Annotated in this window: 21 protein-coding genes; 10 read left to right on the forward strand and 11 right to left on the reverse strand. The window is 70.3% G+C overall.

Going from position 1 to position 20,742, the window contains the following annotated elements; genetic code table 11:
* The first annotated feature begins 12 nt into the window (after positions 1-12).
* The 3 genes from ACFXI3_RS20960 to ACFXI3_RS20970 are packed head-to-tail and all read left to right on the forward strand — an operon-like array spanning position 13 to position 2,165.
* A complete protein-coding gene (locus ACFXI3_RS20960; RefSeq protein WP_344277630.1) occupies positions 13-1,155 on the forward strand; it encodes a glycosyltransferase family 4 protein in 1,143 nt (380 codons plus the stop codon).
* Positions 1,152-1,637, forward strand: coding sequence for an NUDIX hydrolase (locus ACFXI3_RS20965; protein WP_344277058.1), 486 nt, complete (start codon positions 1,152-1,154; stop codon positions 1,635-1,637). Before ACFXI3_RS20960 ends, ACFXI3_RS20965 begins: the two co-directional genes overlap by 4 nt.
* Positions 1,638-1,652: 15 nt before the next feature.
* Entirely contained in the window at positions 1,653-2,165 is a 513-nt protein-coding gene (locus tag ACFXI3_RS20970) for an XdhC family protein (protein WP_378401416.1), read from the forward strand.
* Between the two features lie 87 nt (positions 2,166-2,252).
* Here ACFXI3_RS20970 and ACFXI3_RS20975 read toward each other — a convergent pair whose 3' ends face one another.
* On the reverse strand, positions 2,253-4,364 hold the full coding sequence (locus tag ACFXI3_RS20975) for an elongation factor G-like protein EF-G2 (RefSeq protein WP_378401418.1): 2,112 nt from the start codon (positions 4,362-4,364) through the stop codon (positions 2,253-2,255).
* A 444-nt stretch (positions 4,365-4,808) separates the two neighbouring features.
* Between ACFXI3_RS20975 and ACFXI3_RS20980 the strand changes: the two genes are divergently transcribed.
* Entirely contained in the window at positions 4,809-6,401 is a 1,593-nt protein-coding gene (locus ACFXI3_RS20980; RefSeq protein WP_378401419.1) for a M4 family metallopeptidase, read from the forward strand.
* Positions 6,402-6,539: 138 nt separating this feature from the next.
* Here ACFXI3_RS20980 and ACFXI3_RS20985 read toward each other — a convergent pair whose 3' ends face one another.
* Entirely contained in the window at positions 6,540-6,860 is a 321-nt protein-coding gene (locus ACFXI3_RS20985; protein ID WP_378401421.1) for an AzlD domain-containing protein, read from the reverse strand.
* Positions 6,860-7,555: an AzlC family ABC transporter permease gene (locus ACFXI3_RS20990; RefSeq protein ID WP_378401423.1), complete on the reverse strand. Its 696-nt coding sequence runs from the start codon at positions 7,553-7,555 to the stop codon at positions 6,860-6,862. Before ACFXI3_RS20990 ends, ACFXI3_RS20985 begins: the two co-directional genes overlap by 1 nt.
* Positions 7,556-7,625: 70 nt before the next feature.
* Here ACFXI3_RS20990 and ACFXI3_RS20995 point away from each other — a divergent pair, with 70 nt between their 5' ends.
* The gene (locus tag ACFXI3_RS20995) at positions 7,626-8,189 is read left to right on the forward strand and encodes an XRE family transcriptional regulator (RefSeq protein ID WP_344277627.1); all 564 of its coding nucleotides are present in this window, start codon (positions 7,626-7,628) and stop codon (positions 8,187-8,189) included.
* 4 nt (positions 8,190-8,193) lie between these two features.
* Here the strand turns inward: ACFXI3_RS20995 and ACFXI3_RS21000 are convergent, their stop codons facing one another.
* From ACFXI3_RS21000 to ACFXI3_RS21010, 3 genes are read right to left on the reverse strand one after another with little or no spacing between them, the layout of a single operon-like run.
* Positions 8,194-8,610, reverse strand: a complete 417-nt coding sequence (locus ACFXI3_RS21000; RefSeq protein ID WP_378401425.1) for a VOC family protein — start codon at positions 8,608-8,610, stop codon at positions 8,194-8,196.
* A 25-nt stretch (positions 8,611-8,635) separates the two neighbouring features.
* Positions 8,636-9,658, reverse strand: coding sequence for an NADPH:quinone reductase (locus ACFXI3_RS21005; RefSeq protein ID WP_378401427.1), 1,023 nt, complete (start codon positions 9,656-9,658; stop codon positions 8,636-8,638).
* Positions 9,659-9,685: 27 nt separating this feature from the next.
* Entirely contained in the window at positions 9,686-11,284 is a 1,599-nt protein-coding gene (locus ACFXI3_RS21010) for an AMP-binding protein (protein ID WP_378401429.1), read from the reverse strand.
* A 175-nt stretch (positions 11,285-11,459) separates the two neighbouring features.
* Between ACFXI3_RS21010 and ACFXI3_RS21015 the strand changes: the two genes are divergently transcribed.
* Complete coding sequence (locus ACFXI3_RS21015; RefSeq protein ID WP_378401431.1) at positions 11,460-12,635, forward strand: iron-containing alcohol dehydrogenase; 1,176 nt, start codon at positions 11,460-11,462, stop codon at positions 12,633-12,635.
* 54 nt (positions 12,636-12,689) lie between these two features.
* Here ACFXI3_RS21015 and ACFXI3_RS21020 read toward each other — a convergent pair whose 3' ends face one another.
* Both ACFXI3_RS21020 and ACFXI3_RS21025 read right to left on the reverse strand, forming a co-directional pair.
* The gene (locus ACFXI3_RS21020; RefSeq protein WP_344277027.1) at positions 12,690-13,307 is read right to left on the reverse strand and encodes a TetR family transcriptional regulator; all 618 of its coding nucleotides are present in this window, start codon (positions 13,305-13,307) and stop codon (positions 12,690-12,692) included.
* A gap of 39 nt (positions 13,308-13,346) precedes the next feature.
* On the reverse strand, positions 13,347-14,324 hold the full coding sequence (locus ACFXI3_RS21025; RefSeq protein ID WP_378401433.1) for an NADPH:quinone oxidoreductase family protein: 978 nt from the start codon (positions 14,322-14,324) through the stop codon (positions 13,347-13,349).
* 118 nt (positions 14,325-14,442) lie between these two features.
* On the opposite strand from ACFXI3_RS21025, the gene ACFXI3_RS21030 reads away from it, so the two are divergent.
* The gene (locus ACFXI3_RS21030; RefSeq protein WP_378401435.1) at positions 14,443-15,297 is read left to right on the forward strand and encodes a MaoC/PaaZ C-terminal domain-containing protein; all 855 of its coding nucleotides are present in this window, start codon (positions 14,443-14,445) and stop codon (positions 15,295-15,297) included.
* 64 nt (positions 15,298-15,361) lie between these two features.
* Complete coding sequence (locus ACFXI3_RS21035; RefSeq protein ID WP_344277019.1) at positions 15,362-15,838, forward strand: cupin domain-containing protein; 477 nt, start codon at positions 15,362-15,364, stop codon at positions 15,836-15,838.
* 6 nt (positions 15,839-15,844) lie between these two features.
* Here the strand turns inward: ACFXI3_RS21035 and ACFXI3_RS21040 are convergent, their stop codons facing one another.
* A complete protein-coding gene (locus tag ACFXI3_RS21040) occupies positions 15,845-17,086 on the reverse strand; it encodes a flavin-dependent oxidoreductase (protein ID WP_378401437.1) in 1,242 nt (413 codons plus the stop codon).
* Positions 17,087-17,260: 174 nt separating this feature from the next.
* Positions 17,261-17,884 carry a response regulator gene (locus tag ACFXI3_RS21045; RefSeq protein WP_378401439.1) on the reverse strand — a complete coding sequence of 208 codons (624 nt, stop codon included), beginning with the start codon at positions 17,882-17,884 and terminating at the stop codon, positions 17,261-17,263.
* Between the two features lie 22 nt (positions 17,885-17,906).
* Here ACFXI3_RS21045 and ACFXI3_RS21050 point away from each other — a divergent pair, with 22 nt between their 5' ends.
* Positions 17,907-19,001, forward strand: coding sequence for a sensor histidine kinase (locus ACFXI3_RS21050; protein WP_378401441.1), 1,095 nt, complete (start codon positions 17,907-17,909; stop codon positions 18,999-19,001).
* On the opposite strand, the gene ACFXI3_RS21055 is transcribed toward ACFXI3_RS21050, so the two are convergent.
* Positions 18,961-19,710: a polysaccharide deacetylase family protein gene (locus tag ACFXI3_RS21055; RefSeq protein ID WP_378401443.1), complete on the reverse strand. Its 750-nt coding sequence runs from the start codon at positions 19,708-19,710 to the stop codon at positions 18,961-18,963. The genes ACFXI3_RS21050 and ACFXI3_RS21055 overlap by 41 nt on opposite strands.
* A 135-nt stretch (positions 19,711-19,845) precedes the next feature.
* Between ACFXI3_RS21055 and ACFXI3_RS21060 the strand changes: the two genes are divergently transcribed.
* A complete protein-coding gene (locus tag ACFXI3_RS21060) occupies positions 19,846-20,742 on the forward strand; it encodes an aminoglycoside phosphotransferase family protein (protein ID WP_378401445.1) in 897 nt (298 codons plus the stop codon).

A 20,742-nucleotide genomic window follows, 5' to 3' on the forward strand; every position in this document is an offset into this window, starting at 1 on the left:
GTGGCGCGCGGGTTGAAGATCGGGATCGTGTGCCCGTACTCGTTCGACGTCCCCGGCGGGGTCCAGGGGCACGTGATCGACCTGGCGCGGGCGCTGCTCGAACGCGGGCACCGGGTGTCGGTGCTGGCTCCGGCGGACGAGGACGCGCAGCTGCCGGATTTCGTGCACCCGGCGGGCAAGGCGCTGGGGATTCCGTACAACGGCTCGGTCGCGCGGCTGCAGTTCGGGCCGGTGTCCTACGCCCGGGTGCGGCGGTGGATCCGGGAGAACGGCTTCGACGTGCTGCACCTGCACGAACCGGCCGCGCCGAGCCTGTCGCTGCTGGCGCTGAAGGTCGCGGACGGGCCGATCGTGGCCACCTTCCACACCGCGACGACGCGCTCGCGGACGCTGGCGGCGTTCCAGCCGGTGCTGCGTCCGCTGCTGGAGAAGATCACCGCGCGGATCGCGGTGTCCGCGCTGGCCAGGCGGGTGCAGGTGGAGCACGCGGGCGGCGACGCGGTCGAGATCCCGAACGGCGTCGACGTCGAGTTCTTCTCTCGTGCGCTGCCGCTGGACGGCTACCCGCGCGCGGGCGGGACGATCGGGTTCGTCGGGCGCTTCACCGAACCGCGCAAGGGCATGGACGTGCTGCTGGAGGCCGCGCGACGGCTGCTGCCGGAGTTCGAGGACCTGCGGCTGCTCGTGGTCGGCCGCGGCGAGCCGGACCAGCTGCGGCGGATGGCGGGGCCGCAGTTGTGGCCGCACATCGAGCTGCTGGGCCAGGTCGACGACGAGACGAAGGCGCGGGCGCTGCGCAGCGTGGACGTCTACTGCGCGCCGAACACGGGTGGCGAGAGCTTCGGGATGATCCTGACCGAGGCGATGGCCGCGGGCACTCCGGTGCTGGCCAGCGGCCTCGACTCGTTCCGCCGCGTGCTCGACGACGGCCATGCCGGAATGCTCACCACGACCGGCGACCCGGCGTCGCTCGCCGACGGCCTGCGCGAACTGCTGGGCGATCCGGCGCGCCGGGCGTCGCTCGCGGCCGCGGCGGGCGAGCGGGTGACGGCGTACGACTGGGCGGTCGTGGTCACCCAGGTGCTGCGGGTGTACGAAACGGCCATCGCGGCGGATCCCCGGCTGGTCGCGGCGGGGGAGCGGGAGCTCGCGTGACGGTGCTGGTGTGGCTGCTCGTGGCGGCGGCCGCGATCGTGGTGCTCGGCGGGCTGTTCCTGGTCGCGACCGCGAACCGGCTGGACCGCCTGCACGTCCGGACCGACGCCGGCTGGGCTGCCTTAGAGGCTGCTCTCGCCCGTCGGGCCGTAGTAGCGCGGGCAGTCGCTGCGGTATTGCACGACGGTGCCGACCTGCACGCCGCAGCCGCGCGGGCGGAGGCTGCTTCGCGGCCGGACCGAGAGGCCGCCGAGAACGAGTTGACGCTGGTCCTGGCCCCGATCGACCGGTCGCGGCTGCCGTTGGTGCTCGCCGAGGAGTTGACGGACGCCGAACACCGGGTCGTCATCGCGCGCCGCGTGCACAACGACGCGGTGCGGGACACGCTGGCGCTGCGGCGTCGTCGAAAGGTGCGGTATTTCAAGCTCGCCGGGACCGCGCCGCTGCCGGAGTACTTCGAATTCGCCGAGCCGGACCTCTGAGGCAGACTGAGGCGCATGACGACCGAACCCGATGCCTGCGCCGTCGCACACGGCGAGGTCGAAGAAGCGCCCGCCGAACGGACTTTGGTAGCTGTGTTCGCCTCGCCGGTGGCCCGGTACCTGCTGCGCTATGCCGCCGATTTGGGTTACCACGCCGTGCTTTTCGAGCCGGATGAGGCGCGGGCCAGCGATGCTCCCGAGGGCGTCGAGGTCCGCACCACCGCGCCCTCTCCTGGGCCGGACGCGGACGTCGTGGTGACGGACCACCACCGGCCGGAGCTGGGGACGGTCCTTCAGGCTGCGCTGGCGGTGCCGACGCGGTGGGTCGGCGTGCTGGGCAACCCGCGGCATCCGGGTCCGCATGTGGAAGCGCTGCGCGCGCTGGGCGTGGCGGAACCGGACATCGCGCGGGTGCACCGGCCTGTGGGGCTGAACATCGGTTCGCGGACTCCGGCGGAGATCGCGGTGGCGACGCTGGCGGGGTTGGTGGCGGACCGGAACGGGCGACCGGGCGGCTTCGAGTTCTGACAGTGGCGCCCACCGCGGTTTGTCCGTGAGGGGAACCCTGAGGGAATCAGAGTCCCTCAGGGTTCCCCTCACGGACTTCGCCCGGGGTCAGGTCGGGACCGCCGCCCCCTCCGGCATCGGTTCGAAGCGGGCATGCCGGCGCGTGAAAGTAGCCGTCCCCGACGTAAGAGACCGCAGATCCACCGCGTACCGCAGCAATTCCGCCGCGGGGACCTCCGCGTGCACCACGGTGTGTCCGCCCTCTCCGGATTCGGTGCCCAGCACCCGGCCGCGGCGGGACGACAGGTCGCCGAGCACCGTGCCCAGGTGTTCGTCCGGCAGGCTCACCTCGACGGTGTCCAACGGCTCGAGCAGGGAGATCCGGCTGGCCGCAGCGGCTTCCCGCAGGGCCAGCGCGCCCGCGGTCTGGAACGCGGCATCCGACGAGTCGACGCTGTGCGCTTTCCCGTCGGTCAGAGTCACGCGAACATCCACCACCGGGTAACCATCCTGGACACCGCGTTGCAGTTGCGCGCGCACGCCCTTCTCGACGCTCGGGATGAACTGGTGCGGCACGGCTCCGCCGACCACCTTGTCCACGAACTCGAACCCGCCGCCGCGCGGCAGCGGCTCGACTTCGATGTCGCACACCGCGAACTGCCCGTGCCCGCCGGACTGCTTCACGTGCCGGCCATGCCCGCGGGCGGATTTCGCGAACGTGGAACGCAGGCTGATCCGCACCGGCTCGGTGCCGACGTCCGCTCCGCCCGCGCGCAGCCGCGAGAGGACGACCTCCGAATGTGCCTCGCCCATGCACCACAGCACGAGCTGGCCGGTCTCCGCGTTGCGTTCCAAGCGCAGCGTCGGATCGCCCGCGACGAGGCGGGAAAGGTTGCGGGACAACGTGTCCTCGTCGCTGCGGGACTTCGCGACGACGGCGACCGGCAGCAGCGGTTCGGGCATCCGCCACGGTTTCATCAGCAGCGGATCGTCCGGCGAAGACACGGTGTCGCCGGTTTCGGCCGAACCCACCTTGGTGAGCGCGCACAGATCGCCCGCGACGCAGAACGGCACCTCGCGCAGGTTCGCGCCGAGCGGCGAATACAGGTGGGCGAAGCGCTCGTCGGTGTCGTGGTCTTCGTGGCCGCGTTCGGTGAGGCCGTGGCCTGAGACGTGCACGGGGTTCTCCGGGCGCAGCGTCCCGGAAAACACCCGGACGAGCGAAACGCGTCCCACGTACGAGTCAACCGCGGTGCGCACGACCTCGGCGGCGAGCGGCCCGGCCGGGTCGGCGGACAGCGCGGCGTGCGCGGTGCCGTCGGGGCTGGTCACGCCGGGCGGCTGGTGTTCCAGCGGAGAGGGGAAGGCCCGCACGATGCCGTCGAGCACCTCGGCGAGGCCGATGCCGCTGGTCGCGCACACGGGGATGACCGGGTGGAACGAACCGCGCGCGACGGCCGTTTCGAGGTCGGCGATCAGCACGTCCTCGGCGATCTCCTCGCCGCCGAGGTAGCGGTCCATGAGGGTCTCGTCCTCGCTCTCGGCGATGATGCCCTCGATCAGCTCGTTGCGGGCGTCGGCGAGCCCGTCCAGCGCGGCCGGGTCCGGGTCGCTCACGCGCGGCGGGTAGCCGGCGGAGTAGTCGTACCGGCGCTGGGTGACGAGCCCGACCAGGCCGTCCGGCGCGGGGAGGTACAGCGGCAGCACGCCCGCGCCGAAGGCGGCTTGGCAGGCGGCGATCTCGGCGAGCGCGTCGGCGCGGTGGTGGTCGAGCCGCGACACCACGACGGCGCGCGGCATGCCCACCGACGCGCATTCCTCCCACGCCGCGACGGTGGCGGCGTCCACGCCCTCGGCGGCGCACACGACGAACAGCGCGGCGTCCGCGGCCCGCAGCCCGGCGCGCAGCTCGCCGACGAAATCGGCGTACCCCGGGGTGTCGATCAGATTGATTTTGTGCCCGGCGTGCAGCACCGGGGCGACGGAAAGCCCGACTGAGCGCTGCTGGCGCACGGCCGCGGGGTCGTGGTCGCACACCGTGGTGCCCTCCACGACCGAACCGGCGCGCGGCACCGTGCCGGACGCGGCGAGCAAGGCCTCGGTGAGCGTGGTCTTGCCGGAACCGGACGGCCCGACGAGGACGACGTTGCGCACCTTGGCGGGGTCGTCCACAGCGACGGCGGCCCCGGGGTCGGCACTCCTGTTCTGCTTGTCGGCCATGACGGCCTCCTCAGCGACGGCGGATGGAAGAACTGTGTCCCCGATCACACACCCGCGACCCGCCGGGAGGCAAGGCGGACGGCCCGGGACCAGCCGTTCGCCCGCCTCCAGCTCCGGGGCCCAACGCCCTCGATTCCACTGTGGACTGCCGTGGCTGCGGCTGTCCACAAAGGATTCACCGGGCAATTCCTGCCGGATTCATCCCTAACGCCGGTCTGCTGCCGAGGTGGGCGACTGGCGATTCTTGGGCGGAAAGGGGAATTTCCGGAAAACAGAGCGCAGAAATCGGAGCCGACGGCGGCGAAGTTGATAACTTAGCGACCTTCGTCGGTTGTCCGGAGTTGGGAAAAACCCGACTCTTGTCGGGGTTCGATCCCATTCCACTTCCGAATCCGGCCCCCACCCCCGGGTCTGATCCGGCCTGTCCGGAGGAGAACACCGCCGATGAAATCGCGCCGACCGCTCGTGCTGCTCGCAGCAGGGGTGCTGGCCGGGGCCGTCACCACGGCCACCGCCGCCCACGCACAGCCGCTCGAACCGCAGAGTCCGCAGGCCGCCGAAGCGATGGCCGCCAACGCCGCGCAGGCGCTGGTCGCCTCCCGGCCCGCCGCGCTGCATGCCAGCAAGGACGACGTTTTCCAGCAGCACAAGGTGATCTCGTCGACCAACGGGCTGAAGTACGTGCCGTACGACCGCACCTACAAAGGCATTCCGGTCATCGGCGGCGACTTCGTCGTGTCCACGAACTCCGCGGGCCAGGTCCTCGCCACCTCGGTCGCGCAGACCGCCGCGATCGACCTGCCCAGCACGTCGCCGAAGCTGACCGCGAAGCAAGCCGAAGCGATCGCCCGCACTCAGGTGCCCACTGTGGACAGTGTGCAGCCCGCGACGCTGGCCGCGTACGCGCTCGGAAGCCCGAAACTCGCCTGGACGACCCGCGTGACCGGGCGGAACGCGGAAGGACCGAGCAAGCTGGACGTCGTCGTCGACGCCGCGACCGGGAAAGTCCTGCACACTCAGGAGCACGTGGCTTACGGCGACGCGCAGGGCGTGTGGAACGGCCCGGAGCCGCTGCACCTCGACACGACGTCGGACGGCGCCGGCGGCTTCTCGATGACCGACCCGACCATCTCGAACCTCAGCTGCCAGGACGCCTCCACTCAGCAGACTTTCACGAAGTCGACTGACAGCTGGGGCAACGGCGACGAGACCGACAAGGAAACCGGCTGCGCCGACGCCCTGTACGGCATCCAGCAAGAGAACAAGATGCTGACGCAATGGCTGGGCCGCAACAGCTTCGACGGCAACGGCGGCGCCTGGCCGATCCGCGTCGGCCTCAACGAGCAGAACGCCTACTACGACGGTACCCAGGTCCAGGTCGGGAACAACACCGCGGGCCAGTGGATCGGCTCGCTCGACGTGATCGGGCACGAGTTCGGCCACGGCATCGACGACCACACCCCGGGCAGCATGTCCGGCAGCGGCACCCAGGAATTCGTCGCGGACGTCTTCGGGGCCTCGTCCGAATGGTTCGCCAACGAGCCCGCGCCCTACGCGGTCCCCGACTTCCTGGTCGGCAACCAGGTGAACCTCACCGGCAGCGGGCCGATCCGCAACATGTACGACCCGTCGCAGCTCGGCCACGCGAACTGCTACGACGACTCGATCCCGGGCACCGAGGTGCACGCCGCGGCCGGCCCCGGCAACCACTGGTTCTACCTGCTGGCCGAGGGTTCGAACCCGACCAACGGCCAGCCGACCAGCCCGACCTGCAACAACTCGACGGTCACCGGGCTCGGCGTGCAGACCGCGGTGAAGATCTTCTACAACGCGATGCTGCTCAAGACCAGCGGCAGCTCGTACCAGAGCTACCGCACCTGGACGCTGACCGCGGCGAAGAGCTTGTTCCCCAACGGCTGCACCGAGTTCAACTCGGTGAAGGCCGCCTGGGACGCGGTGAGCGTGTCCGCCCAGCCGGACGAACCGACCTGTGGCGCCGTCGGCGCGACCGGTTCGCGGGCGATTTCCGCTCGATGACCCGAAACTGATTTCCCCACCGGCGGGAGGGGGAGACGAGCACTCGTCTCTCCCTCCCGATCGTTATTGCCCGCCGGGCGCGAATTCGCTTTCCGGGAATTCTGCCTCGAACGGCCCCGCGCAATTTTCCGGGAGCGGTTACGGCACTCCGGCGAGCCGGAGCAAAGCGGCAGTCGCCGCGGCGGCGATCACCACGAAAACGAACGGCGCCTTCCGCCACGCGAGCACCCCGCCCACCAGCACCCCGGCCGGCCGCGCGATCCCGGCGAATTCGTGCCCCTGGGTCAACGCGCTGGTCGCGACCAGCGCGGCGAGCAGCACCACCGCCGACAGCGTCATCAGCCGCTCCGCTCGCGGAGACAACCGCACTTTCGTGCGCAGCAGCGGCCCGGCGAGGCGGAACGCGAACGTTCCCGCCGCCAGCACGAGCGTCGCGACGATCAGTTCCGCGCCGTCCATCAGTGCGTTCCTTCCAGGGTCTTCGGCTCCTTCGCCGCGGCTCCGGCGACCACTCCGACCAGCGCCAGCAGCACCGGCAGGCCCGCCGGGAGCAGGGGAGTGGCCACGAGCGCGACCACCACGCCGATCAGCACCGGCAGCCGGGCGGCCCGGTCTTTCAGCGACGGCAGCACAAGCGCCAGCAGCACCGCGGGGAAGGCGGCGTCCAGGCCGAACGCGTCGGTATCGCTGATCGCGGACCCGGCGAACGCGCCGACGACGACCCCGAGGTTCCAGCACACGAACAGCCCGATGCCGCACGCCCAGTACGCCGCCCGCCGCCGGTCCGCCTCGCGCTGGGCCAGCGCGAACGCCACCGATTCGTCGATCATCAGGTGGCTTCCGGCCAGCCGTCCGAGCAGGCCGCGGCCGAGCGCGTCGCCGACCGCGAACCCGAACGGCACGTGCCGCGCGTTCACCAGCAGCCCGGCGGCGACCGCGGCGAGCGGATTGCCGCCCGAGGCCACGATGCCGACGAACATGAACTGCGACGCGCCGGCGAAGACCAGCAGGGACAGCAGCATCGGCGCCCACAGCGGGAAGCCGGAGCCGACCGCGATGGCGCCGTAGGAGACGCCGACGAGGGTGTCGGCCAGGCACACGAGACCGATGTCGCGGGCGAGGCCGCGATCGAGTGTTCGCCAAATCGAACGCATAGTGTCCTATGCTGAACACGTCGGGGCCTGTTCGTCAAGGCGAACGAGAAGACTGATGGAGCGAACACACATGCCGAACGAGAGCACGGGCGCGCCGCTGGACATCATCGCCGCGTCCCTGCGCCGCGAACGAGCCCGCGCCGGCCTCTCGCTGACCGAGGTCGCGCGGCGGGCCGGCCTGGCGAAATCCACGTTGTCCCAGCTGGAGTCGGGGTCCGGCAACCCGAGCGTGGAGACGCTGTGGGCGCTCGGCGTCGCGCTGGACGTGCCGTTTTCGAGGCTGGTCGAGCCGGAACGGCAGGAGGTGAAGGTGATCCGCGCGGGCAAGGGCCCGACGGTGTTCGCCGAACACGCCGACTACGCGTGCACCCTGCTGTCCGCGTGCCCGTCCGCGGCGCGCCGGGACATCTACCTGGTCAGCGCGGAGCCGGGCGTCCCGCGGCGGTCGGATCCGCACATGAGCGGCGTCGTCGAGCACACGGTGCTGTGCGCGGGGCGGGCGCGGATCGGGATCATGGACGATCCGGTGGAGATGCTGCCGGGGGATTACATCTGTTACCCGGGGGATGTGCCGCACATCTTCGAGGCGCTGGAGCCGGGGACGTTCGGAGTGGAGATTTCCGAGTACAACTGAGCGGTCATTCGCCGGTGTAGCTGCTGAAGGTCCAGACTTGGTTTTCCGGGTCGGCGCAGGAGTATTCGCGGACTCCGGCGATCGACGCGTGGACGGGGTTCAGGATCCTCGCCCCGTGTTCCCGCGCGTGTCGTTGGTGCTCGTCCAGGGCGGAGTCGGGGACCCATACGCACAAAGCGTGGCTCGTGCCCTTCAGTGTCAGGGGGCTGTGCATGCCGTATCGGTCGGCTGGCTGGTCTTTGCCGAGGAAGATCAGCTGGTTGCCGACACGAAGCTGGGCATGCTCGACCGTCCCGTCCGGGGTCTCCACGACGAAGTGCGTGGTGAAACCGAACGCTTCGGTCAGGAAAGCGATGGCGGCCTTGGGATCGGCGTACTTCAGGTTGGGGTACACCGTCTGCGCGGGAACGTCGTCGGCCATCGCCCCATCATGCCGGTTCGGCCGGTCATTCCGGTGCCACTTCGACGAGAACCTTTCCCAGGACTCCTCGCTCGACTGCGCGATGCGCGTCCGCGACGTGGTCGAGTTCGTACCGGTGGATCGGCAGCCCGTGCTCGGCGCCGACCTCCAGTGCGCCGTCCGCGGCGGCGGCGTGTACGTCGGCAAGGGCGTTCGCTTTGCTTTCCGGGTCGGTCGTGTAGGTGAAGGTGAAATCCAGCTGCACGTTTTTGACCAGCATTTCCCGCGACGGGATCGGGAGGCGGTCGGCGTCGCCGTAGCTGTAGACGTTGATGTTGCCGCCGTGGGCGAGCACGGCCAGGTCGGTTGTCAGGTTGGCGCCAAGGTCGACCTCGACGATGTGGTGCGCTCCGCCGGGCGCCAGCTGCGAGACGCGCGCGGCGACGTCCTCGGTGCGGTAGTCGATGACGTGGTCGGCACCGGCCGCGCGGGCGAGTACCGCTTTTTCCGGGCTGCTGACGGTCGCCAGGACAGTCGCGCCCGACCACGCTGCCAGCTGGATCGCGGCGTGTCCGACCGAACCGGCGCCGCCTTGGACCAGGACGGTTCGGCCGGTCATGGTTCCTGGGCCGAGGCGGCGCGGTCCGCGTGCCGAAGTGGTCAGGGTGCGGTGCGCGGTCAGGGCCGGGATGCCGAGGCTCGCGCCGACGTCGAAGCTCGCGCCGTCCGGCAGCGGCATCACGTGGCGGGCGGGCACCGAGACGAACTCCTGCGCGGTTCCCGCTGGGCTGTCGAAGGCAACATCCCACAGCCAAACCCGTTGGCCGGGCGAGAAATCCTGGACGCCGTCGCCGACCGCGTCCACGAAACCCGCGCCGTCCTGGTGCGGGACTTGTTCCTCGAACCGCAGCGCGGACGACTGGCCGGAACGGCTACGCCAGTCGGTCGGGTTCACCCCGGACACGACTACGCGGACCCGCACCTGTCCCGGTGCCACGGCGGGGAGGTCGCGCTCGACGAGACGGAGCACTTCCGGGCCGCCGGTGCTGCGGTAGACCACTGCCTTCACGAATAAACCCTTTCGGAGTACTGGCTTTCAGCGAGCGAGCTTGATTCCCGCGGCCTCGCGATCCCAGGTGTCGGCGGTGACGGCCGATTCCCGCAGGACCGCTTTCTGGATTTTGGCGGTCGGCGTCTTGGGCAATTCCGGGACGAACCGCAGATACCGGGGAACCATGTAGTACGCCATCCGCGGTTCGAGGAAGCGGATCAATTCCACCGGGTCGAGATGTTCTCCGGGAACGGTCGCGATCACCGCCAGCACCTCGTCCTCGGAAATCTCGCTCGGCACCGGGACGACGGCCGCCTCGCGCACGCTCGGATGCGCCATGATCTCCGCTTCGACCTCCATCGACGAGATGTTTTCGCCGCGCCGGCGGATCGAATCCTTGAGACGGTCGGCGAAGTAGTAGTTGCCGTCCGCGTCCTTGCGTGCGGTGTCGCCGGTGTGGAACCAGCCGTTGCGCCAGGCTTTCGCCGTCGCCTCCGGCATTCGGAAGTACCCGTGGGACAACGCCCACGGCGCGTCGGCGCGGAGGACGATCTCGCCGACCGAGCCGGTCGGCACCTCGCGATCGGCCTCGTCGACCAGCCGGATCTCGACGCCGGGCCGGGCCTTTCCGCACGTGCCCTTCTCGGCCGGATTCGGCCCGGACACGATCGGCGCGGACAATTCCGTCATGTTGTAGATGGTGTAGACGTCGACGCCGAACCGTTTCGAGAACGCCGCGATGTCGTCGAGGAGCGGAACGACGAAAACCTTGATCAGCGGATTGTCCGCGTCACCGGGATCCGGCGGAAGGCGGTTCACGAAATTGGCCATCACGCCGAGCAGGAAAATCATGGTGGCTCCGGTCTGCCGGATCTGCCGCCAGAACTGCTCGCCGCTGAATCGTTCGACCACCGCGACCGAGCCGCCGTTCAGGAGCATCGCGTAGAGCAGGGTCGAGCCGCCGGCGTGGAAAGCGGGCATGTTGATGAGAAACCGGTCGTCAGCGGTCATGATCGGCATCGAGACCGGGCCGAAGGCCGACCATGCCTGCATGTACGACGTCAGCACGCCTTTGGACGGGCCGGTCGTCCCGGACGTGTAAAGGATCGCCTGGGTGTGCCAAGGCTCGATGGGGACGCTCGGCTCGGACACTTCGCCGTCGAGGTTCGGGAGTTCCGCGGCCCGCACCACCGAGATGCCGTCGAGGCCGGGCTCGCCGTCGCCGACCTGGACCGCGAGGCGGAGGCCTTCGCGCGGGCCGATCTCGGCCAGGCGGGGGAGCAGTTCGGCGTCCGCGACGAGGATCTCGGCCTCGGAGTTGTCCAGCACGTGCGCGAGAAGACCGCCGCGATACGCCGTGTTGATCGGCACGAACACCGCGCCGAGATAGTTGATCGCGAACCAGAACCGCAGCACGTCCGGTCCGTTGGGCAGCCAGCACACGACGTTGTCGAACTGCCGCACGCCGAGCGCCTCCAAGGCTGCGGCGGTTTGCCGTACTTCGCGCAGCAGATCGGCCCGCGTCCAGGTCGGCCCTCCGTCGAAGACCGCGAACACCTTGTCCGGGTCTTCGGCCGCGCGGCGCTCGAGCAGGTACCTCAGCACCAGCTCCTCGCGGGGCGGGACTCTCGGATCCACAGGCACGGCGGGCTCCCTTCGGATCACTTCTCGAACGGTCGGTACAGTTTCATGGTTACCGAACCGCGTCAAGTGCGAGAACGCCTGGCGCGGTCTCGACTAAATACCGGATGACCGGTACAGTTCTGCGCGCTGCCCTGTCGGGCCGGCCACAACGACGTGCGAACCCCGGAGGTTGCCCATGCCTGAAGTCCTGACGTTCGAGATGCCCCGGGTCGAGACGGTCGTCCAAGGCGCCGGGGCGGTGCGCGAGATCGGCGCGGAGCTGGACCGCCGGGGGCTGCGCCGGGTGTTCCTCGTGACCGGCCGGTCGGTCGGCGGGAGCGAGGCCTTCGCGAAACTGGCCGCCGACCTCGGCGACCGGGTCGCCGGGACGTTTTCCCGGATCAAGGCGCACAACCCGGTCGAGCTGATCGTGGAGCTGATCGGGCAGGCGCGCGCCGCGGCGGCCGACGCGTTCGTCGCGGTGGGCGGCGGTTCGCCGTGCGACGCCGCGAAACTGGCTGCGATCGGCCTCAGCGAGGGGTCGGGTTCGGTCGAGGACCTCGCGCGCAACTACCTCGAGTTCGAGTACCCGAGCACGATCCGCCGTCGTCCGCTGACCGGCACGCCGATGCCCGTCTTCGCGGTGCCGACGACGTTGTCGGCGGCCGAATGGGACGGCTTCGCCGGGTCGGTCGACGAATCGCGCGACACCAAGGACCTGACGGTCTACCTCGAGGCGACGCCCCGCGTGGTCTTCCTCGACCCGGAGTTCTGCGCGGGCACCCCGCGCGACCTCTGGGCCACCACCGGCGTGCGGGCGCTGGACCACGCGGTCGAAACCGCTTACGCGAAGAACGCCCACCCGTTCACCACGGCGCTCGCCGAAGGCGCGCTGGCCATCCTCGCCGAGCACCTCCCGCGTTCCGTCCGCGATCCGCACGACCACGAGGCGGCGCTCAAGTGCCTGCAGGCCGCGTGGATGTCGATCGTCGGGGTGCACAACGTCTCGCTCGGCCTCTCGCACGCGATCGGCCACCAGCTCGGCGCGGTCGGGATCCCGCACGGGGTCACCTCCTGCATCATGCTTCCGCACGTGATGCGCTTCCTGGAGCCGGTGACGTCGGCGGAGCAGGCCCGGATGGCGCAGTCGCTGCGGCGGGTGCAGGGCGACGCCGAGGAGCTGTCCGCCGCGGACCGCCTGGAACGGATTCTCGACGAACTCGCCGTGCCGCGCCGGGTGTCCGAGTTCGGCGTCGGGCGCGAGAAGCTGAACGGCGTCGCGCGGGCCGCGCTGGGCGACATCGTGGTCCGCGAATCGCCGCGGACGGTCGACGAGACGGTGATCCGCGAGCTGCTGGAGGCGGTCTGGTAAGCACGGCGCCCGAAAAAGCGGGGCCGACTGGTATCGGCCCCGCTTTTTCGTGAGCTACCGGGGGTCTTGGCGGATTCCGTTGAGCAGCGTGTCGGTGAAGAGGTCGGCGATCTCCTCCGGAGTGCGCTCGCCGTCCGGCCGGATCCACGCGTACGAGTAGTTGTAGTGCCCGAGAATGCCCTTGACCACCAGGGGATCCAGCTCGCGGAACTCGCCCGCCTCGGCGCCGCCGCGGAGGATTCCGGCCACCATCGTCTCGTACCGGTCGCGTGCGTCCTGGATGACCGCGTGCCGTTGCCCGGTGAGGGCCTTGAACTCCTGGAACGCGACGGTCCACTCCAGCGCGTGCTCCGCGAGATTGCGCATGGTGGACCGCATCAGCTGCCGGAACCGCTCCCGGTAGGTCGTCTCGGTCGCGACGATCCAGCCCGACTGTTCGAGCAGATCCGACAGCCGCGTGTGGCAGATTTCGAACAGCAGCGTCTCTTTGCTGCCGATGTGGTGGTACAGCGCGCCCCGGCCGATCCCGGTGTCGTGGGAGATCATCTCGATCCCGGTGGCGTGGTAGCCGTTCTCGGCGAACAGCCGGACAGCGGACGTCATGATGCGCTGCCTGGCTTCCGTCCCCGCCCGGTTCGTGCGTCGTGCGGTGCCGCCGGGCTTCACAGGCATAGAACGCTTCCTTCGCTGGTCGAGGAGGAGGAGACGAGGCTAGCCGATCGCCGCGACGGCGAGAACGACCTTCCCTGACGTGGCGCGGTCTTCGATGGCCTGCAGCGCCTTGGCGGCGTCGGCGAGCGGGAAGACGTGGCCCACCACCGGCCGCACGAAGCCCTCGCGGGCGAGCCGGGTGAGCTCCGCGGCGGAAGCGGCCGCGACGGTGTCGTCCCGTTCGACGAACCCGCCCCAGTACACGCCGACGACCTCGATGTTCTTGAGCAGCAACCGGTTCACCGCGATCTCCGGGATCCCGCCCGCGGCGAACCCGATCACCAGGTGCCGGCCTTCCGGGCGCAGCAGCCGGATTGAGTCCGCGAAATACTCGCCGCCGACCGGGTCCACGGTGACGTCGATTCCCTTCGGGGCGGTGGCGCGCACCGCGTCGGCCCAGCCTGGTCCGGCCACCACGACGTGGTCCGCGCCTGCGGTTTCGGCGACGGCGACCGTGCCCGGGGAGTCGACCACCGCGGTGACGATCGAGCCGAGCCCCTTGGCCACCTGGATCGCCGCCGTGCCGACTCCGCCCGCGGCTCCGTGCACCAGCACGTGCTCGCCCGCGCGCAGCCGGCCGCGCCGGACCAGGGCGAAGTGGACGGTCTGGAAGTTCATCGCGAAGGCCGCGCCCTGCTCGAACGAGAGTTCGCCGGGCAGCGGGAACGTCACCGCGGGCTTGGCGGCGACCACCTCGGCGTATCCGCCGCGCGGGACGTAGGCGGCGCACCGGTCGCCGGCCTTGACCGCCGCGCCCTCGGGAGCCGACCGGACGATCCCGGCCACCTCGACGCCGGGAACGAACGGGAGTTCGGGCCGCACCTGGTACTGGCCGCGGGTCATCAGGGCGTCGACGAAGCTGACGCCGACGGCTTTCACGTCGATGACGATGTCGCCGGCGGCGGCCTCGGGCTCGGCCACCTCGACCAGTTCCACCGCGGCGGGTCCGTCGAGCGAGGAAATCCGGATAGCGCGCACTGTGCTCCCTCAAGTCGGATTGCGGGCCGGCCGGTCCGCGAGAAAGGCGGACCGCGCTCGGCGAGGTTCTGTTACTGTACCGACTGTTCAGTTTTTGGCAAGCAAGGACGGACGGCCCATGGCGACCGAGCACGTGATCCGAGTACTGCCGACCGACAGCCCCGGGCTGGTCCGGACGGCCGAGAGCCGCGTCGACGAGCGCTGGCTGCGCGCCTTCGCGGCCGCCGTCGGCGACACCCGCGACGAGTTCTTCGATCTCGACCGCGGCATCGTCGGCCACCCGGTGTTCCCGGTCTGCGTCGAATGGCCGCTCATCGAGCAGGGGGCTCCGGGGATCGAACTGTCCGAGGACACGCTGCGGCTGGGCCTGCATGTCGGGCACCGGATCCGGCTGCGGTCACCACTGCGTCCCGGCGAGCGGGTGCGGACCGAGGCACGGCTGCACCGCGCTGAGGCGCGAACGGGCGCAGCGCTCATCGTCACGGAGTTCCGCACCACGACGCCCGGTGGAACGCTCCTCGTCACCTCGCAGGTGAGCACGCTGTACCGCGGCGTCCGGCTCGAAGGCGGCGAAATCGTGGTCCCGTCACCAAAACCCCGGTCGGTCGAACTCTCCCGGATCGCGACGTTCGAGACCGACACCGCCAACGCGGTCGTTTACAGCGAGTGCGCGCGGATCTGGAACCCCATCCACACCGACATTCGCGTCGCGCGTGCGGCGGGCCTGGCCGACACGGTCCTGCACGGCACCGAAACACTCGCGCGGGCAGTGTCCGCCGTGACCCGCGCTTACCCGGGCGCTGACGTCACCGGGGTCGACTGCCGCTTCACCAACCCGGTCTTCCCGGGGATGACGCTGTCGGTCCATGCGGGCCGGACACGTTCCGCGGCCGTCGCTTTCGACGTGCGTGCGGCGGACGGGACACCAGTGCTCGCGGACGGTCTCCTCGCCTTCGCGGCCGAGTCGTCGTGACCGGCGGCTGTACACCGGCGGCGCGATAGCGCAGAGTCGGACGAAACATCGGCCAGGAGGTGTGATGACCGGCGAGGAAATCGTGCTCGGTCCCCTGCCCAAGGGGATCACGCCCGCCCGCGAGGGCATGCGGAACAAGGTGTGGAACGTGCTCGGCCACACCTACTCGATGAAGGCAGCCAGCGAGTCGAGCTTCGCGTTCGAGACCCTCGACCCGCCCGGCACCGGGGTGCCGCCGCACGTCCATCCGACTCAGGACGAGCACATCTACATCCTGGAAGGCGTGTTCACGCTCTACCTCGACGGCAAGTGGGAGACCGCGGGCCCCGGCGACACCGTGCGGATGCCGAAGGGGCTTCCGCACGCGTATTACAACCGCAGCGAGGGCCTGACCCGCGGGCTGTTCTGGGTGAGCCCGGCCGGGCAGCTCGCGACGCTGTTCGACAAGCTGCACAACCTGACGGACCCGGCCGAGGTGGTCCGGGTGTCGGCGCTGCACGACGTCGAGTTCCTGCCGCCCGGTTCGGTGGAGGGCGCCTGAACCGGCTCAGCCGCGGTTCACCTGCTGCTGGGAGGCCCCGGAAGCCTGGGCGTAGCCCGCGACGATCGCCTCGAGCGTGGCTGTGTCGATCACGTCTTCCAGGCGGGTAAAGCCTTCCGGGGCCCGCCGTTCGACCTCGTCGATGACGTTTTCCGGTCCGCCGCGGCGGTTGCGCAGCACGATGTCGCTGGTCGCCGGAAGGCGGTCGGCTTCGTACGCGCGAAGCGCCTCGACCGGATCGGAGCGCCGCGTCAGGTGCCAGGCGAGGCTGGACGCGTCGAGGATGGCCTGGCCGGCGCCGTTGGAACCCATCGGGTACATCGGATGGGCGGCGTCGCCCAGGAGCGTCACGCGTCCGTGCGACCACGCGGGCAGCGGATCCCGGTCGCACATCGGGAATTCGAAGATCTCCTCGGTGGCCTCGACCAGCGCGGCGTGGTCGACCGCCGGGCACCGGAACCGCCCGAGGTGCCGGGCCAGCTCCGTCCGGTCGCCGGGTTTGGCCCAGTCCTGCCGGTCCGGCGGAGGGGAGCCGGGCTCTCCGGTCCGGATGCAGACCGCCCAGTTCGTGAGCCTGCTGCCCGCGCTCTTGCCCGGTCCGATCGGGTAGACGACCAGCTTGGCCGCCGTGCCGCCGGAGACGATCATCGAAGCCCCGCCGCCGAATTCCGGCCAGTCGGTGGCGCCGCGCCACATCAGGACGCCGTTCCAGCGGGGCGGTCCCTCCTCGGGGAACAACAGGGCTCGCGCGGCCGAGTGAATCCCGTCGGCCGCCACGAGAACGTCGCCGGTCGCGGTGACCGGGGCGCCGCTGTCCCGCTCGGCGAAGTGCGCCCGGACGCCTTGTGCGCTTTGGTCGAACCCGGTCAGCCGGTACCCCGTCCGCACCGCGTCGGGGCCGAGCCGCGTTTGGACTGCCCGCAGCAGCAGGTCGCGCAGCCTGCCTCGGTGCAGGCAGTACTGGGGGAGAGTGAACCCGGCGTCGAGACCGCAGGGCTTGCGGAGGATCACCTGACCGAGGCGGTGGGTGTAGGACAGCTCGCGGGTGCGGATCCCGATCTCGTCCAGCTGGTCGAGCAGCCCGAGCGCGGCCAGTTCCTTGACCGCGTGCGGCAGGGCGTTGATGCCGACGCCGAGTTCGCCGATGCGGGCGCTTTGTTCGTAGACCGCGCATTCGACGCCTTCGCGGTGCAGCCGCAGGGCCGCGGCCAGCCCGCCGATCCCCGCTCCGACGATCACGACCTTCACCGCGAACCTCCCTGTCGTCGATCGACTCAGGGTGGCGGAGATCGGATGGGGGCGCTACCGCCGAGTGGAGGGGGCCGTGTCCGCGGTGGCGAGCGTGCCCGGCCGGTGTCCGGTGTGGACGGTGCGGCGGGGAGGGCGCCGAGCACGGAAGACTCAAGACTGTCGAAATTCCGATCAGCGGGAATCGCCCAGCCGAGCCGGGTTCGCGAGGATCTCCTCGGCCAGCAACGCCGCCTGGGTCCGGCTGTCCACCTGAAGTTTCGCCAGCAGGTTGCCGACGTGGACCTTCACCGTGCGCTCTGCCAGGCCCAGTTCGGCGGCGATGTCGCGATTGGACAGACCGCGGCCGAGCAGGAGCAACACGTCGCGTTCCCGCGGAGTGACTCCCTCGGCGGCCGGCGTGCGCAGCGTCGCCGCCACCGCTGGGCTCATGGCCGTGATGCCTTCATGCGCCGCGCGGACCGCGGCTGCGAGTTCCGTTCCGGTGCTGTCCTTGAGCACGAATCCGCTCGCTCCCGCGGCCAGCGCGCGACGGATTTCGCCTGCGCGGCCGATCGTGGTGAGCATGACGACCTTCGGTCCCTCGCTCTGCCGGATCCGCTGCAGGACTTCGATCCCGTCCATCCCCGGGAGGTAGAGGTCCAGCAGGACGACGTCGGTGGCGGCATCGAGCGCGGCGAGCAGTCCTGGACCGTCGGGGTGTGCGCCGAGTACGTCGAGGTCCGGCTGGGCGCCGAGGATCAGCGCGAGGCCTTCTCGCACCAGAGCGTGGTCGTCGACGACGCGGACCCCGATCACCACGGCAGTCTACGCTCGCTTTGTGCGTTGGTTCCGCGACCGAAAGACGTTGCTCGACCTCGGAACGGCCGTCCTCATCGCCGTCTTGCTCGGGGTGGGCGGGGCCTGGCCGCCCGCGGTGGGCTGGAGTGGCGTCGCGCTCGTGACCGGGCAGGTTCTGCCGCTGGTCTTCCGCCGCCGGTTTCCGGGTTGGGTGCTCGCCGTCGTCACCGCGGCCACGCTCGCCCGGCTGCTGACGACCCAACCCCACAACATCGACTACGTGCCCGTGCTGATCGCGTTGTACACGGTGCCGAGCGCGCGCCGGGCCTCGGTGCGTTGGGGACTCGGTGGATTGTCCGCCGCCGCGATCGGTGCCGCGATGACCGTGTCGAAGGGGCCGATCGACGGCGCGTTGCTCACCGTCGCGGTTTGCGTCGTGGCGTGGCTGCTCGGCACTGAGCGACAGCGGCACGCGGCCGAGCGTGCGGAGTTCGCGGCGCAGCGCACGCGGTTCCGGCTGGAGCGCTTGGCCGCCGAACGGCGTGAGCAGACCGCGCGGCGGCTGCACGACACGCTCGCGCGCACCACCACGGTCATGCTCGTGCAGGCCGAGGCGCTCCTCGCCGTCGGCGAGCTGACCAGCGCGGACCGCGCGAGGGTGGACGCGATGCTCGCCGCCGGGCGGGACGCGCTGAGCCAGGTCCGCGAAACCCTCCGTGATTTGCGGCACGACGGCGAGCCGCGCTCGGGGCCAGGGGTCGCCGCCGTTCTCGCCGAGCTGTCCGCGGCCGGTCTGGTCCTCGAGGAAGAGCCCGCTCTGCACCGGATTCCGGACCGGGTGCGGGACCTCGCCGACCGGATCGTCTCGGAAGCGGCCATCAATGCCTTGCGGCACAACGGTCCCGGGGTCCGGCTGTGCGCAGGTGTCGAGGTGACGCCGGAGTCCGTCCGGATCGTGCTGCGCAATGACCAACGCGGGCAGCCGACCGACGGTTCCGGGTACGGCCTGGAAAGCCTGCGCGCACAAGTCGCCGCCCGGGGCGGTTCTCTCAAGGCAGGCCCCGCCGAGGACGGAAGCTGGTCGGTCGAGGCGGTCATCCCTTGCCTTGCAGAGCCAGCAGCTGCGACACCGTGACGAACCGGTAGCCGAGCGCCCGCAGCCGGTCGATGGTCGGGCCGATGGCCTCGCGCGTCTGCTCGCGCCCGGCGTACATGGGGTGGAACAGCACGATCGAGCCGGGGCGCACATGGGTGACGGTGTAGTCGGCGATCGCCGCGGCGCTGCGGTCGATTTCGGGGAACGAATTCGGTTCGACGTCCCAGGTGATCGTCTTCCGGTTGTGCTCGTGCAGGTAGTACGGAAGCGCGAGCAGCTTCTTGCCGTTCGGCGGGCGGACCGTGATCTCGCCGGTATAGCCAGTGGCGCGGATCAGCGCGTCGGTGCGCTCGATCTCGCTCGCCGCGCGCCCGGGCGTGATCAGCAGCATGCGTTCGTGGGAGTAGGTGTGGTTCCCGATCTCGTGCCCCGCCGCGGCGATCGCGCGCCCGAGATCCGGATGAGCCTCCAGTTCCGACCCGATGAGATAGAACGTCGCATGGACGCCGCGCGCGGCCAGTGCGTCGAGGACGGGCTTCACTCCGGCCGGGTTGGGACCGTCGTCGAAAGTCAGCGCCACCGCCTTCTCCGACGTTTCCACGCGGGCGGTGAGACCGCCGAAGAACTGGAACGTCCGGGAATCGGCGATCCGGAGCAGCACGTAGCCGCCGACGAGGGCCAGAACCAGCGCCACAGCCACGGCGATCAACCAGCGGCGAGCCCGTCTGGAGAGGGAGAAGCGGATCATGGGGGCGAGCTTGCCGACGGGGCTTCGGGGTGGGAAGCCGCGAAGGTACTAGTCCTTCCGGCACAGGCAGCGCCGCCCGTAGCCGGACAATCCGGTGTCGAGGCCGCTGACGCCGGGTCGGTACTGTGCCATCGCATGACCGGCCCCGAGATCGTGATCACCGCGGACCTGGTCCGCGACCTGCTTCGGGAGCAGCATCCAGACCTCGCCGAGCTGGCGATTCGCGAGGTGCCGGGCGGCTGGGGCAACCAAATGTGGCGTCTGGGCGACGACCTGGCCGTCCGCGTGCAGCGCATGGACCCGACACCGGAGCTCCAGCTCAAGGAACGGCGATGGCTGCCCGTGCTGGCCCCGCACCTGCCGCTTCCGGTGCCGACGCCGGTGCGGTTCGGCGAACCGTCCGGGCGGTTCCCCAAGCACTGGACCGTGATGACGTGGGTTCCCGGCGAACCGCTCGACCACGGCACGATCAGCCGCGACGTCCACGCGGCCGACACGCTGGCGGAGTTCCTCCGGGCGCTCCATGTGCCCGCGCCCGCCGAGGCCCCGGTCGCCGCGGATCGCGGAGCCCATCCCCGGGATTGCACGGCCGGCTTTGAAAACTTCCTCCAGGCCGTTGGCCTCGACGACCTGGCCGCCGACGTCCGGGCGGTCTGGGACGACGCCGTTGAGGCTGGCGAGTGGGAGGGGCCGCCGGTGTGGGTGCACGGCGATCTCCATCCCGCGAATGTCGTGGTCTCGGACGGAACCCTCTCGGGCATTGTTGATTTCGGTGATCTGTTCGCCGGGGATCCGGCGTGGGATCTGGCCGCTGCCTGGGTGTTGCTGCCGGAGGGGATGGTTTCGCGGTTCTTCGGCAGTTACGCGCGGGCGGACGAGCCGGCGATCCGGCGTGCGCGCGGGCTGGCTGCGATGAAGTGCCTTTTCCTGATTCTCATGGGGCAGAACGGCGATCGCGGCCTTCCCGGCGGCAAGCCGCATTGGGGACCCGCGGGCCGGGCGGCGCTCGACCGGGTGCTGAAGGGCGTTTGA

The sequence above is a fragment of the Amycolatopsis sp. NPDC059235 genome, assembly GCF_042754125.1.
GTDB classification, from domain to species: domain Bacteria; phylum Actinomycetota; class Actinomycetes; order Mycobacteriales; family Pseudonocardiaceae; genus Amycolatopsis; species Amycolatopsis albidoflava.